Here is a 15,420-nt window from a genome sequence, read left to right on the forward strand (position 1 = left end):
AATAAAATAGGCCTATAGCGCTCATGAATAAAGCGCGAACAGCTACAAAATAAAGAGCAATCAAGTGTCCCCATCCCTCGCGACCCTGCGCCGGCTGCCGCACAAGCTGCGCCAACTCAGCCGCAGCCTGTACCTGCTGCTTTCCGACCCGAGCAACCTGGGCGGCAACGGCCGCAAGCTCTGGCGGGCCTGGCGCGCGGGCGGCGCACCGATGCTCAAGCACCAGCTGCTGTCGCTGGGCCACCCCGATGCGCCCACCGTCGCCGTCGCCCCCACCGATGCCTGGCGCGACTACCAGCAGCGCCTGCAGGGCGTTGTGCTGCCCCAGCTGCGCGAGGAAATCGCCGCGCTGCAGCAGCAGGCCCAGGGCTCGGCGCCGGTGGCCATCTCCATCCTCGTGCCGACCTACAACACCCCGGCGGACATGCTCACGGCCATGGTCGAGTCGGTGCGCGCGCAGATCTACCCGCACTGGGAGCTGTGCATCGCCGACGATGCCTCGCCCTCCCCTCATGTGCGCCAGATGCTGCAGGCGCTGGCCGCGCAGGAGCCGCGCATCAAGCTGCACCTGGGCGAGGTCAACCGCGGCGTCTCGCACGCAACCAACCAGGCGCTGGCGCTGGCCAGCTCGCCCTTCGTGGTGCTGCTCGACCACGACGACCTGCTCCAGCCGCAGGCCATCTACCGCGTGGCGCAGTGCGTGCAGGCCGACGACCCGGACATGCTGTATTCGGACGAAGTCCTGGTCAGCCCCGACGGCAAGCAGGTGCTGCAGTACTTCCACCGCCCGGCCTTCTCGCCCGAATACCTGCGCAGCCATCCCTACATCGTGCACCTGGTGGGCTTTCGCACCGCGCTGCTGCGCGAGCTGGGCGGCTTCGACGAAAGCCTGACCATCTCGCAGGACTACGACCTGATCCTGCGCGTGAGCGAGCGCGCCCGCTGCATCGCCCACATTCCCGAGATCCTCTACCAGTGGCGCACCCACACCGGCTCGGCCGGGCACGAGAAGATGGCGCAGGTGATGGAGACCTCCACCCGCGTGCTGCAGCGCCACCTCGACCGCAGCGGCCTGCCCGCCACCGCCCAGCCCGGCGTGTCCTTCAACTTCTTCCAGGCGCGCCACCAGATCGCGGACGGCCAGCGCGTCGCCATCATCATCCCCACCAAGAACTACGGCAGCCTGGTGCGCCAGTGCGTGGACAGCATCCGCGCCACCGTCCCGCACGCGGCCTACGACCTGATCGTCATCGACCACGAATCGACCGAGCAAGCCAGCCTCGACTACTTCGCGCAGATCGCACAAGACGGCACGGCCACCGTGCTGCGCTACCAGGGGCCGTTCAACTTCTCGGCCATCAACAACTGGGCCGTGCAGCAGCTGACGGGCGAGTACACACACTACCTGTTCTGCAACAACGACATCGAGGCGCTCGACGAAGGCTGGCTGGAGCACATGCTCGCCCAATGCCAGGACCCGTCCGTGGGCATGGTCGGCGCGCAACTGCTCTACCCCGACCGCACCTCGATCCAGCACGCCGGCGTGTGCGTGGGCGCCTTCGGCATCGCCGAGCACTATGGCAAGTTCCTCAAGCTGCCACCGGACCGCGTGGACATCGCCTTCATGGGCCGCCTGGTCTGCACGCACGAGGTCTCGGCCGTCACCGCCGCCTGCCTGCTGATGCGCAAGCAGGCCTTCGACGCCATCAATGGCTACGACGAAAAGCTGGCCGTCGGCTTCGGCGATGTGGACCTGTGCCTGCGCACCCTGCAGCTGGGCTGGCGCGTGCTCTACTGCCCGCAGGCCACGCTCATCCACCACGAATCCATCACCCGCGGCAAGGCCGAAGGCTACGACCCCCACCCCGAGGACTCGGCCCTGTTCGCCAGCCGCTGGCGCGGCTTCCTGGATGCGGGCGACCCCTACTTCCACCCCGCCTTCGAGGTGCGCCACACCTGCTGGCTGGTGCGCACCCCCATGCACTGCGAGGCGTCCATCAACCGCCGCCTCTTCACCCGCAGCGGCCTGGGCCTGCGCATGCAACGGCTGAGTCAAAGTACCAATTAATCAAAAACAATAGCTGTCAGCGCTTACCACATAAGCCTTGACAGCCATTTTATTGATTTTTCTGTCGGTACAGCAGACGGCTCATGCCCAGGTAGTTGACGCCCATGCCTGCCACCGTGCCCGCGGCCACGTAGATCGCCAGCCACAACGGCGTCTGCGACAGGCCCCAGGCCAGCAGCGAATAGACGCCCAGGTTCACCAGCCCACCGCCCAGCATCAGCCCCAGGTAGCGCAGGTACTCGCTGAGCATTCCGCCCGCGGCCGGGCGGCCGGCGAACGAGATATTGCGGTTGATGAGCCAGGTCAGCGTCGCCGCCAGCCAGAACGACACGATCCGCGCCCCATACACGCCCAGCACGCCGCGCAGCAGCGACAGCACGCCCACATCCACCAGGAATGCCAGCCCGCCCGCCACCAGGAACCAGGCAAAGGAGCGGCTGAGCTTCAGCGGCATCCCTGGCCCGGAGAGGCAGCCGCCAGGTAGGCAAACTGCTTGGCTTCGCGCCGCGCCAGGGTGATGGCGTGCAGGATCAGCCCGGTCACGAACGACAGCCCGCCGGTCACCATCAGCGCCGTCACCAACCCCAGCGTCGGAAAGCGCCGCACCAGCCCCGTCTGGGCATACTCCGCGATGATGGGTGCCGCCAGCACCACGGCCACCAGCGCCAGCAACGCCCCCAGCCAACCAAAGAATTGCATGGGCTTTTCGCTGACCACCAGGCGGCCGATCGTCTTCAGGATGCGCCAGCCATCGCGGTAGGTCGAAAGCTTGCTGGCCGAACCCTCGGGCCGCGCGCCATAGGGCGTGTCCATCTCCGCGCAGGGCATACGCAGCTCCAGCGCATGCACGTTCAGCTCCGTCTCGATCTCGAAGCCCTGCGAATGCGCCGGGAAGGACTTCACGTAGCGCCGCGAAAACACCCGGTAGCCCGAGAGCATGTCGCGAAAGCTGCCGCCGAAGATCTTCTGCACGCTACCCGTCAGCAGCTTGTTGCCTAACCGGTGGCCGGGCCGGTACGCCAGCCCCGGCCCCGGGTCGGACTCCACGCGCGCACCGACCACCATGTCCAGCTGCCCGTCCAGCAGCAGGTCGATCAGCGCCCGCGCCGATGGGGCATGGTAGGTGGCATCGCCATCCACCATCACGTAGACATCCGCGTCCACATCGGCAAACATGCGCCGCACCACATTGCCCTTGCCCTTGAGGTTGACGTCCCGCACCTGTGCACCGACCTGCCTAGCCACCTCCATGGTCTTGTCCGTTGACAGGTTGTTGAAGATGTACACCTCGGCCTCGGGCAGCGCCTCCCGAAAGCCTTCCACCACCGGCCGCACCGTCAGTTCCTCGTTATGGCAAGGCACGATCACGGCGATGCGCTGGTTGCGGTAGCGCTTTGGCTGCGGCTCTTTGATTGTTAAATTTGCAGTCACACTCAAGCCCGCGTCCCCTTATTGCCGTGGCGATGAAAAAATGGAACTGGCGCTCCACAGTACGATGGGAATCATGCCCAACGAAAATGGCACCAGCGGGAATAGATAAAGCATATTGTTGCTGGGAATAGAGGTCGCCTCCAAAAACCCCAGCAGTACAACACGGGTAGTCACTGCTGCAGCAAATGCTGTCGCAAGCCACCAAGTGGAGGGTGGCAGTACGTGTCTGCGCCCCCATCGCCAAAGCACGACTATGGTCAAAACTGCCCATACGACAAAAGCCAGTGGCAAGCCGTATGTAGACAACTTGTTCATCCAGCCACTGATATGTTGTGCTAGTCCTTCGCGAAATATATCTCTTGGTGATTTCAGCGCATGGCCATCCCAAGCTTTGGGATCATCCTTGGTCGGCGCCAGAGGACCATTCGTCACGACATCAAAGAGTGCCAGATGCTTAGGGTCACCCTGACTCGGCACAACATCGGCGGACAGGTTACCTAAAGTGACCAAGGTCTTAAAAACCGCCCAGGATGCTTCAACCGTGTCCGTCATGTATCCCTCATGCCAAGGCGGCAACAGCGTCGCGCGCTGCGGGAAACAATCGCCGGGATGCGCGCGGCACCCTTCATCGATTTCGCGAGCTAGACGACGATAGAAAGCTCGAGCATCTTTCGCACTACTATAGTGCCCCGCGCTCGCCACAGCGCCACGCAAGGCCCACATGAACCAACCGGAAAGAATCTCCGGGCAAGGAGACGTCCCTGTTTGTTCACAACCGGCACGCAGCCAGTCTTGCCCACCTTGCCCTTCAAAGTAGGGGCGTAACTCGCGAGCCGCAGCACTCATCTCATAAGCACGCTCACGCGCGTCTTTGGGAAATAGCACGTAGCGCTGCCAATTGTCATGACGAATTCGCATCAATGCGCCATAGCCAGCCTGGTAATCGCTGGAACGGAAGTCATTATTGCGAAACACCCCATACACCGCGTAGTTAGCCGCATTGACCATACCGATCACTAGCGACATCGCCAATACAGGCAGCACCAAAACAGAAACGATAGAACGCCACTGCGTAAGCCAATTCCGTTGGCGCACTAGCCAATAACAAAGCAAGATCAGCATCGCTGGCAACAGCCAGACCCCTTCCTCACGGGTCAGCCAAAACCAGCCAGCTACCAAACCCAACACACACAGTGTCTTCCACTGGGTATGTAGCAGCGCTCGCGCTGAACTGTCTGCTGGCAGCACCCAGCAACGCACACCGAGCGTTACCAGCATCAGGGCCTGAGACAGATAAATCCCTTCACGCACTACGCGTCCTCCGACACCGCCCGACCAAGGTGTGGGAATGAAAGCCAGCAAAACGAAAGTAACGAAAGCTACCGCACGGGAACGATACAACTGCCCGATAGTGATCGCAAAGAATGCCACTACCAGCAAATACATCGCCTGCTCACTGAACTTCAGAGGTAAGCCTATTGCATGGTTCAGCAGCATAAAAACCGAGTAACCAATACCTTTGGCATGCGTCAGATTGTTGTAACTACCCAGCCAATGACCCATGCCAATTTCAGCAGCTTGGCGCACAAACAAGAGATCGTCATATGCGGCCCAACCATTGCCTGCAATGGGAAACGCCATCCGAATCCATAGCGACAGCGACCCAATCAAGGCAACGGTAATCCAGAAAGAACGGGAATAGGCCAGTCGAGATGTCATAGATGGAATGGAGCTACCGATCAATCGGCTATTGGAAGTTCAGATACCGCTTGACGCCAAGCATATCCACCATACCCCCGGAGTGGACAGCCTATGCGCACCTGATTACGAGCCTCCCGGCTCGCTTCGGAGCACGAGCATCTCATAGACTCGATGATGCGAGAGTACGAAGCTATCAACCCAAGGTGGACGATGCGCATCGTACAACGTAACGCGCAACTTAAATTAACAAATCTTTGCGTCCAAAGGCAAAAGCATACGCCGCTCTCTATCACGTCGCCGCATTCGCCCATCTGCAAGCGGCGATAGGGCGGTGCATGTGGCTTAAGCCGGCCGTTGCAGCAGCAAGAATATTTCGTTGTTGCTCAGCAACTCACGCGGATAGTGCTGGAGCAACGCTTCCGGTATCGGTGCCGGTTCATAGTGACGCCGCTCCTGCCGAGCAACGGCAAAGCCTGCTGCGCAGGCGATTTCCACCAACTCATCAGCCGTCAGCCGATTGAGCTCCTGGTATTCCTTGAAGACGAACCTCTTGTAGCCCTCGGCACCGAAATCGGCGAAGCCGAAGTCCACCTCATCGGGACTCAGTTCGCCGTCGTAAGCCTCAATCACCCGCCACAGGGCGTCCTCGTCCACCAGCAAGTGGTGCCAGGCAATCTCGTCATAGCGGCGCAGGTGCGAACCGTAGGCGGAATAGAACAGCGGCTCGATCTGCAGGAAGAAATGGCCGCCGGGCTTGAGGCATGCGTACAGGTCGCGCAGGATGGGCAACAGTTGGTCGCGTTGCACATGCTCGAAGGTGGACCAGCTCATGATGCCGTCATACAGCGGCGCCTGGCCCGCCAGTGGTTCAGCGGGCTGGATCGTCTGGAACGTCAGCGCGGCCGGCATGCGCTGCATGTCCAGTTGCTGCGCCGCGATGCGGGGCAGCTTGGCATATTCCTGCCGCACGTCGATGCCGTGGATGGCCAGCGCGCCATGGCGCAGCACCAGCGCCAGGTCGGTGATGCCGTCGCCGCAGCCGAACTGCAGCAGGCGCGCATTGCCCAGATCGACCACACTGCCCAGCCATTGCTGGACGACATCGGCCGCATAGTGGAAGTGCGCGCGGAACCACTCGTCGGTGATCCGGCTGTCGTCATAGGCGGGCAGCAGGCCCAATTGCTTTTCGCGCAACTGGGCAAGGTGGCGCATCAAATGTCCGCGCGAAGGGCCGCGCTTCATGTTTTTTTGCGCAGCACGTACACGTCCTGGTGGTTCCAGAACTGCACGGGTGCGAAGTATTCGAGCCGGTCGGCGCCCACGGTCTCGGCAATGCGGGCGCGGACGAAGGCTTCGGTGGTGAAGGCCGTGCCGTACTCGTTGGGATCGATGGCGTGCGATTCGCTCGAAGGGGCGAAGAAGAAGCCTTCTGCGTCGAGCGGTACATGGTGGAACTGCGCCGCCTTGATGCCATGCGTGCTGAACACCAGCATACCACCGGGCGCCACGGTGTCGTACAGCGCTTGCAGCCAGCGCGCCCAGGTGCCGCGCGGCAGATGGCTGAACAGCGACAGCACGAAGACCGTGTCGTACTGGCGCGGCGCGGCCAGTGCCTCCGGCACGCTGGCCGACAGAAAGCCTTGCACGCCAAAGGTGCGGGCCGCAAAGTCTACGGCGTCCGGCACGACGTCAGAGACGGTCACCTTGTCCGCCCCCAGGAGCTTGACCAGGTGGCGCGTGAAACGGCCATGGCCGCTGGCAAATTCAAGAAAGGCCCGGCTCTGCACCAGCGGCTGCCCCACGCGCTCCATCACGGCCATCAGCTCGGCCAGAGTGCGCCAGCCATCGGCCAGGTAGTCGCGCAGTGGGTTGACGCTGCTCGGGTGGCCAACAAAGAAACCGAAGATGTCGTCCGCCGGGGAGATCGTGCAATCCAGGCCCATGATGTTGCGGAACGATCCGCTCAGATCATGCCGCTCGATCAGCGCATGGGCAGCCAGCATCGTGTCCTTCTCGGCTCGAGCTTGCAGCAGCAGCGGCGAAGCTCCTGCGGGATCGCCATCCGCCAGCAGCTGCTGCGCTTGGGCCAGCAGTTGCTGGCCCGGGCTGGCGGTGGTGGGTGTCGTGGTCATATACTACTGATTTAATAGCTGCTTGTGCTTGATGGACGGGCGCCACAGGCCATTTTTATATAAATTCTCAGCCCCAGTGGTGCGGCAATCGTACCAGCCCCGGCAACGGCTTCGGATAGATAAAGCGGAACACGGTGTATTGGAACCACTGGTCGTACACCGCCAGGCCGGAACCATCGAACAGAAAGGCGCTGACCACGTAGTCGCCGCTATGCAGCGGCAAGCCCGGGAAGGTCAGCACCGACTGCCAGGTGCCGTCGGCGAGTTGCACCGGATGCGCGCCATCCTCGTGCGTGGCCAAACAGGCGATGCCCACGCCTTTGTTCTGCTCGATCATGAAGCCGATGTTGGGACGCTCGCCGCCATTGCCCCGCACGCGGATGGTCACGACCAGATCATTGCCTTGCAACACCGGCGGCGCATCGGCGCTGAGATGGGCAATGTCCACCGACAGGATGCAGGCCTGGCCCAACTCCGGAGTCCCCTGGGCCTTCGGGGCCGCAGGCGGCTGCACCACGTAGGGTTCGGCCAGCGAATCCGCGGCCGGCGAAGGCTCGTGCGCCGCCGTTGCCGAGGCTGCACCGGCCACATCGCCTTGCGCATCGTCGCCCCACTGCAGTCGCGCCTTCTCATCCTGCAGCTGGCGCGTGCGCACGTCATACGCCGCCAACGCCGACTCGGTATCGCCCAGCATCTGTACCTGGCCTTTTTCCAGCCACAGCGCAGCATCGCACAGGTGGCGGATATGGTAGGGGCTGTGCGAACAGAACAGGATCGTGCAGCCCTTCTGGCGAAAGTCGAGAATGCGTTCGATGCATTTCTTCTGGAAGCTCTGGTCACCCACCGCCAGCGCCTCGTCGACGATCAGCACATCCGGCTGCACGGCCGTTACCAGCGCGAAAGCCAGGCGCACGTTCATGCCGGACGAATAGGTCTTCACCGGCCGGTCAATGGCATCCTGCAACTCGGAAAAGGCGATGATCTCCGGCTCCAGCTTGCGCATATCCTCCTGCGGGATGCCGATCAGGCTGCCGGCGAAATACAGATTGTCCCGGCCCGTGAAATCCGGGTGAAAGCCCGCGCCCAGCTCCAGGATCGCGGTGATCCGGCCATGGCGCTCGATGCTGCCAGTGGATGGCTGCATCGTGCCCGCGAGCAGCTTGAGCAGCGAGCTCTTGCCCGCGCCGTTGTCACCGATCACGCCGATGCACTGGCCGCGCTGCAAGGAAAAACTCACGTCGCGCAACGCCCAGTGGCTGCGGTGCATGGCCCGCCCCGTGAGCAGCGCCTTCACGCGCTGGCGCGGCGAATCATAGAGCTTGTACTCCTTGCCCAGGTTCTTGACGACCAGCACCGGCTGGGTGCCCGTGTTTGCCACGGCCGCCCTCGTCATAGCCAGTCCACCAACTGGTCACGGCTGCGGCGCACCAGCACGTTCACCACCACCAGCAGCAAGGCGATCCAGCCCATGATCCCGGCCCAGACGGACCAATCCGGCCATTGGCCGTGAAGCAAGACCGCCTGGTAGCCCAGCACATACGACGCCATGGGGTTGAGCCATAGCAGCCAGCGCCAGCCCTCGGGAAACATGGTGATGGGAAACAGGATGGGCGTGAGATAGATTCCCACCGACAGCACAAAGCCCACGAACTGCACGGTATCGCGCAGCGCGGCTGCAAAAATGGCTAACGCGTAGGCCAAGAGCAGTGTCATCAGCAACTGCAGCGCCATCAGCGGCAGCAATGCCGCCACGCCCCATTGCAGATGATGGATGGGGATGTAGCACAGCGCCACCAGCAGCATCAGCGGGCCAAAGATGAGCGAGCTGGCCAGTACCGACCGCACAGGAAAGAGCACCGGAGGCAGCGGATTTTTCTGCAGCAGGGAACCCGCCTCCAGCAGGCTGGTCATACCGCGTGCCAAGGCATCGCAAAACGCCATCCATGGCAGCGCACCCACGATCAGGAAGGTACCTACCGCATGCGATGTAGCACCTTCACCCAAACGCATCGAGAAGACGAGATCGAACACCAGGTAGTACGCAGCCACGGTCAGCAAGGGCTGCAGGTAGGGCCACAACACCCCTACCGCCGTGCCGGCATGACGCGCCGCCACTTCCCGGCGCGTCATCACCCGGATCAGATCCTTGGCATGCCAGACCGCCCGAAGATCGTCCAATAGAGCAAACATCTTTTCAGCACATTGAATGCGTTACCAACTCGCAAAGCCCGGCTGAGGCCCGAAACATCCCGGCCCGAGAACCCATGGCGCATAAAAAGCACTGCGGCCCCAGGACCGCAGTGCTTTGTCGACGCCATTGTGGCTTATTTTTTATCTTCGTGCGATTTGGAGAACGCCTCGATCGCAGCCTGGTCGAACTTGGCCTGTTCCAGCGTGGCATTGACTTCCTGCTCGCGGGCTTGCTGCAGCATTTGGTCCGTCAACTGGGTCGCCAGTTGGGGCCGAGCCTCCTCGTAGGACATCTTGTGCTCCGGCTTCTTGTCCACCAGCTTGATGATGTGGTAGCCAAACTGCGACTTCACCAACGGGCTCAGCTCACCCGGTTTCTGCAGCGCGAATGCGGCATTCTCGAACTCTGGTACGGTCCGGCCCTTTTGCAATTGCCCCAGATCGCCACCCTTGGCAGCACTGCCCGTATCCTCGGATTTCTCCTTGGCCAGCGTCGCAAAATCAGCCCCGCCCTTGAGCTGCTTCAGCAAAGCCGTCGCTTTTTCCTCGGCCTTGGCATCCACGCCGCTAACGAGGATGTGCGCCACATGCACCTGGGCCGGCACCATCATGCCGTCACTCTTGACCTTGTAAGTAGCCTGCATCTGCGACTCGAGTTGCTGCTCGGACGGCTTGTGCTTGGCATTGAACTTCGCCAAATAGGCATCCGACAACGCCTTGTCCATGGCGATGCGCATCGCAGCCGCGATGCGTGGGTCCTTGTCCATGCCCTCTGCCCTGGCCTTCTCCGCCATCACACGGCGCACATACAAGGCCCTGGCCATCTGGTCAACGCTGTTTGGCTTGGCCAGAAAGGGGCCACGCATGCTTTCCGGAATGCGCAGCGCATCTGCTTCGATATCGGCCGTAGTCAGCTCCACGCCAGCAGGCCCCTTGACGATGCTCACTGGTGCCTTGTCCGCAGCCATGGCTACCATCGACAACAGCCCAAGCGCCAGCGCCACTGCATTCTTCGAGAACTTGCTATTCACCATCACTCCATTCTTTCCATTCAAAAGGGCCTACCCACACTCTCGGGCAACCCGCAACACTTGCCAGCATGCCGCAAAACCAGCATCCGCAGCGGCAAGCGGCCGCAATATGTGCGAGAAAACGTTGGTCTACGCCCCGACACAAGACTGGCAGCATCACCAGCCCTGCTAAAACAGAAATAAAAAAAGCGGGGAAGTTCCCCGCTTTTTGCTTTACAGCTTGGCTGTGGCAGGTTACCCCGCCACGTACCACCTACGCTTAGTCAGCGTAACGGTGGGGCCAGGTGATACCGTAGGTACCGCTGAAGCCGTTAGCCGCGCCGCCGCTGTTCATCAGCTTGATGAACGAAGCGCCAACCACCGGCAGACGACGACCGAAGTTCACCGAACCCCAGCCGTTTTCGTAGGAGCCTTGCTCCACGTTCGAACGTGCAACCGTAGCACCCAGCACCGAGGTACCGGAGTCACGGAACGACAGCACGCTGACTTCACCGCACAGGCGGACCGACTTCTGCGTACCGGGCGAGATCACGGCGCCGGAGGTACGGGCGGATTCTTCACGGTCGTAGAAGGTGCTGGCAGCGGTGTTCACGCAGATGTTGCCTGCGGTATCGACGCTGGTGAAGGTAGACGCGAAGAACGGCAGGGTGGTCACCGGATCGACCACGCCAGAGTTGAACACGCGGTATGCATCGCCAGCAACGTTCCATTCCAGGAACGTGTTGGGCTTGCTGTCTTGGGTGTAGTCAGCGCCCACGCTGTAACGGCGGGTAGGCATGGACAGAACCCAGTCGGTCTTCGCACTGATGATGGCGTCGGTAGCGTACTGGTTGGTAGCACCGCTGTGAGCCACAGCAGCAGTCAGCGCGCTGGCTTGCTGCTCAGGGGTCTGACCAGCGATCAGCGGAGTCGACAGGTCGGGCAGGTCATAGCTGGCGGCAGCGATACGGCCGCTCTTCAGCAGCGGGTCAGCCGTGAAGTTGGTTGCAGCCACGCCGGCATCCAGCTGAGGCCACAGCACGTAGTTACCACGTGCATTGGCACCAGCACCGTCCACAGCCTTGATCGACGTTGCAGCGCCGGAGAAGGTGGTGGTCTGGTCCACGTTCAGGATGTACCAGTCACCGGTGATGCCACCCGAAGGCGTATCCAGGCCCAGTGCCAGAGCAGCTGCGTTCAGGTCGCCGCCGTTCAGGCTCAGCGTCTGGTTCAGCACCGAGTCCGTGCAAGGTGCCACGCCGTTCACGTGCTTGGTAGCCGTGAACAGGGGCTTGCCAGGAACCACGTCAGCCATGTTCAGGACTTCCAGGTAGCCTTCCATGGTGTTGGCGTTCTGCTTGTCAGCCGTCCAGTTGGGGTTCAGACGATCCTTCACGAAGGAGGTCTTCACACCGCCGCTGATGTTGGGCAGCGTGCAGGACTTGTCGTAGGTCTGGAAGTAGGAACCGTTGGCGTCAGCCTGGACGGAGCCGGTCCACACGTCGGTAGGCGACAGGAACACGGTGAAGTCCAAGATATCGTCAGAGTTGGCAGCGCCGCGGAAGCGAACCTTCAGAGCCTTGCCGTTGACGGTGTCGGTGTTCACCACGTGGAACACGGACATGTTGTTGTTCTGCGTGGTGAAGTAGGGCACCACCAGAATGTGGCCTGCGCCACCTTCGCTCTGCACCAGGTTGGCTGCATTAGGTGCCGTTTGGGCAGAAGCGGCACCAGCGAAGCCACCAATCATGGCAGCAATGCTCAGAGCCAGAACATTTTTCTTCATAAACACACTCCAGTTAAAAAAAGTTAGTCAGCGCAACTACCACGATTGATTACGCTGAGAAATAATAGCACAGCGTTTTGGCAGTTGGCAAAACCGGCAGATCGTTGGCAAGCCATGTTTGTAGAAAAAATACAACACCCCTCACCCCCTCTCCACCTGCCATCGGTGGCCCCTACAGTTCTGTAAAGAGCCACCATTGACCGTCTTCAAGCACCCATGTTTGTCTTGAATACACGTCAATGGTACCGAGTTTCTGCCCCATGATGGGGGGCTTGGTCTTCAAATTGACCCCTGCCCCGCACTTCTGTGGCTCGCAACTCACGTTTTTCACTTCCGCCTCCACGGCAAAGGTGCCGGGGTGGGTTGCGCGGAACTGCTCCGCCGTTCTGACCTTGCGGTAGCCCGGATTGGTCAAGGCATACGCGGCCTTGTAGTCACCCTTGATGCGGGCGTCCCAGTAGGCCTGGGAGCGCTTGGCAACGACTTCCTCGGGTGTACCTCCGCCCGCAAGGCTGGCACAGCCGGCCAACATAGCCAGCGCCCCCGCAGCCAGAGCCCCTTGGCCCAGGCGGCGGAAATTGCATTTCTTCATTGATTGACTCCTGTCAAGCTGTCTATCCACTAATTAATACTGCTCACTGCGCGCGCAGCGGCTGCACAGCCGTGACCGGCTTCGCAGGCGCCTGCCTACGGGTTTGCGGCAGGTCGTCCCGGTCCAGACCACGGAGGCGGTCTCGCAGTTCGTCGCTGACCTCGCGGATGTCCACGTCGGTTCGCACAACACGCGGGGTGATGACAACAAGCAACTCAGTGCGCCTTTTGTCGATAGAGGTACTGCTGAAAAGTTTCCCGAACACCGGGATGTCCTTGAGCAACGGGATCCCGCTATCGCCGGAATTCTTCGAGTCACGAATCAACCCGCCCATGACGATGGCCTCTCCCGAGCGAACAGCCACCTTGCTACTAATTTGACGCTGCAAGAAGGGACGCTGCTTGGTTGCTTCATCAATGTCAGCCCCAACATCAATGACGGATTGATCGACCTGCATCGTGACCATATTGCCCGAGTTGACCGACGGCGTAACGTTCAACAGAACACCGGTGTCCTTGTATTGGATATTGTTGGTCAGGACACCACTGGTAATGGTGCTATAGGTCGACCCTGTACTGACCGGTTGCTGGTCACCTACCGAGATGTTGGCGGTATGGTTGTCCAACACCATCAGCGACGGGCTCGACAGCATCTTGACCTCGGTGTCCTTCGCTAGCGCATTCAACTGCGCCCGAATCTGGTTGGCGCTATTGAACAGCGAATAGGTGAATCCAGCACTCCCGCCGTCCCCGTTGGGCCCAAGATTTCCAACGTTGCCGATGCCATGCAGGCTATTCGAGCCTGCCGGATTGGCGCTGCCAAACACCCACTTCAATCCATATTGAAGGCTATCGGTGAGAGTGACCTCAAGAATGCTGGCCTCAATGAGTACCTGCACCGGCGGGACATCCAGGCGCCGCAAAGTGGCTTCGATCTTGCGGAATTCCGTGCCCGTGCTCCAGATCAGAATCGTATTGTTCAACGGATCGGCCATCGCCCGGATGTTGCCGATGGTTGCCACCGTCGCACCTTGTTGCTGCGGTTGGTTGCGATTGTTGGCATTGTTATTAGTACCAAACCGGTTGCCCCCCAGCCCCAGCCCTCCGGTGGAGCCTAGCCCCCCCGACAATCCAAAATTGCTCTGGCCAAGGCCGCTGTTGAATCCAGTATTCGTATTGGACATGCCTGGCGCCACGCCACTGGTCATGTTGCCAGTGGCTCCGCCACCAGTACCGCCAAAAATTCCGCCCAGCACCCCAGCCAGATGTTGCGCATTGCCGTTCTGTACCCGGTAGATATGCAGTTCGGGCTCGCCACCGCCAGAGCTGGGCACATCCAGGCGGCGGATCCATTTTTCAGCCTCTTCCAAGTAGGAAGCGCGCGGCGTGATGACCAGGATGGCGTTCAGCCGCGGCACCGGCATGACGCGGATGGCACCAAATAGGGGATTGGACTCGCCCAGCGAGCTCAGCACCGCGGCGGCGGCGGCGGCGTTACCGCTAATTTGGGGAGCCGAACCGGGAGCGCCGGCCGCACCCGCACGCACCTGGGCGCCGCGCTGATTCGCCGTCGCCGATGTGCCGCCACCGGCTGCACCTGCGCCAGCCGGACCGCCCTGGCCCGCTGCGCCAGCATTGCCGCCGTTGATCATCTGCAAGGCCGTCGAAATCTCTTCGATGGAGGCGTACTTGAGGGGGTAGATCCCGACGGACATGCCCTTGAGCAGGTCAACATCGAAGGTTTTGACCATCTCCATCCAGCCTTCGGCCTGGGTACGGTTGCCCTGCATCACCAGCACATTGCGCACATTATCGACGCGCACGATGGCATCGCCCGCCACCATGGGCTTGAGGATGGTCGCCATTTCGTTGGCGCCAATGTACTGCAGCGGCACCACGATCACACCATAGCCGGGGGCCATACTGCCGGGGGCCCCGGCCATACGCACAGCACCCACCAAGCTGCGCAGCGCCTCCGGCTTGCCGACCTGGTAGGTACCGCGCGCATCGCGCACCATGGCCAGGCCGTTGGCCTGCAACGCGGCCTCCAGCAGGAATACCGCCTTGTCGGGATCGACCGGTGTGCGGGTGGACAACGTGACCGTACCCTGCAGCGGCGGGTGCATGACATAGTCCAGCTTCAGCATGTCGCCCAGGATGGTGCGCACAACCTCAGCAACCGGTGCCTCCTCGAACTGGAAGGTGACCGGCGTACCCTTGGCAATAGGCTCGGATTTGTCAATGTTCAGCACCTTGCCAGAACCTTTGATGATGCGAGGCTCATCCACCACGCGCTCTTCGTCGCCAGCGCCACGCTTGGCATCGATCAAGATGGTGGGCGCCTGGATGACAGGTGGATCGCCCGCCGACGAGGGAGCATTGACGGCAGGAGCGACAGGCGTCTGTGCCAAGGCCGCCTGCGACGCCACTAACTGGCCGATGGCAAGCGCAACAACGGCCATACGGATATCAGAGCGAGAAGTCATAACTTTTGCCAGGTATGCGTGAAAA

The 15,420-nt window shown here is 61.4% G+C and carries 12 protein-coding genes; 1 reads left to right on the plus strand and 11 read right to left on the minus strand.

Features of this window, described 5'->3' with window-relative positions:
- Positions 1-64: 64 nt before the first annotated feature.
- A complete protein-coding gene (locus ACYVKR_RS01245) occupies positions 65-2,068 on the plus strand; it encodes a glycosyltransferase family 2 protein (protein WP_460478891.1) in 2,004 nt (667 codons plus the stop codon).
- A gap of 49 nt (positions 2,069-2,117) precedes the next feature.
- Here the strand turns inward: ACYVKR_RS01245 and ACYVKR_RS01250 are convergent, their stop codons facing one another.
- From ACYVKR_RS01250 to gspD, 11 genes are all read right to left on the minus strand, one after another.
- Positions 2,118-2,522: a GtrA family protein gene (locus ACYVKR_RS01250; protein WP_460478892.1), complete on the minus strand. Its 405-nt coding sequence runs from the start codon at positions 2,520-2,522 to the stop codon at positions 2,118-2,120.
- A complete protein-coding gene (locus ACYVKR_RS01255) occupies positions 2,513-3,505 on the minus strand; it encodes a glycosyltransferase family 2 protein (protein ID WP_460478893.1) in 993 nt (330 codons plus the stop codon). The genes ACYVKR_RS01250 and ACYVKR_RS01255 overlap by 10 nt, the downstream gene beginning before the upstream one ends.
- A 12-nt stretch (positions 3,506-3,517) precedes the next feature.
- On the minus strand, positions 3,518-5,218 hold the full coding sequence (locus tag ACYVKR_RS01260) for a glycosyltransferase family protein (protein WP_460478894.1): 1,701 nt from the start codon (positions 5,216-5,218) through the stop codon (positions 3,518-3,520).
- Between the two features lie 324 nt (positions 5,219-5,542).
- Complete coding sequence (locus ACYVKR_RS01265; protein ID WP_460479119.1) at positions 5,543-6,412, minus strand: class I SAM-dependent methyltransferase; 870 nt, start codon at positions 6,410-6,412, stop codon at positions 5,543-5,545.
- 26 nt (positions 6,413-6,438) lie between these two features.
- Complete coding sequence (locus ACYVKR_RS01270) at positions 6,439-7,332, minus strand: class I SAM-dependent methyltransferase (protein WP_460478895.1); 894 nt, start codon at positions 7,330-7,332, stop codon at positions 6,439-6,441.
- 67 nt (positions 7,333-7,399) lie between these two features.
- A complete protein-coding gene (locus ACYVKR_RS01275; RefSeq protein ID WP_460478896.1) occupies positions 7,400-8,725 on the minus strand; it encodes an ABC transporter ATP-binding protein in 1,326 nt (441 codons plus the stop codon).
- Positions 8,722-9,522, minus strand: a complete 801-nt coding sequence (locus ACYVKR_RS01280; RefSeq protein WP_460478897.1) for an ABC transporter permease — start codon at positions 9,520-9,522, stop codon at positions 8,722-8,724. The genes ACYVKR_RS01275 and ACYVKR_RS01280 overlap by 4 nt, the downstream gene beginning before the upstream one ends.
- Positions 9,523-9,656: 134 nt before the next feature.
- Entirely contained in the window at positions 9,657-10,556 is a 900-nt protein-coding gene (locus ACYVKR_RS01285; RefSeq protein ID WP_460478898.1) for a peptidylprolyl isomerase, read from the minus strand.
- A gap of 256 nt (positions 10,557-10,812) precedes the next feature.
- Entirely contained in the window at positions 10,813-12,318 is a 1,506-nt protein-coding gene (locus tag ACYVKR_RS01290) for a cell surface protein (RefSeq protein ID WP_460478899.1), read from the minus strand.
- 172 nt (positions 12,319-12,490) lie between these two features.
- A complete protein-coding gene (locus tag ACYVKR_RS01295; RefSeq protein ID WP_460478900.1) occupies positions 12,491-12,910 on the minus strand; it encodes a hypothetical protein in 420 nt (139 codons plus the stop codon).
- 43 nt (positions 12,911-12,953) lie between these two features.
- Positions 12,954-15,395, minus strand: a complete 2,442-nt coding sequence (gene gspD, locus ACYVKR_RS01300) for a type II secretion system secretin GspD (protein ID WP_460478901.1) — start codon at positions 15,393-15,395, stop codon at positions 12,954-12,956.
- Positions 15,396-15,420 lie beyond the last annotated feature (25 nt).

Source organism: Comamonas humi, assembly GCF_054782535.1.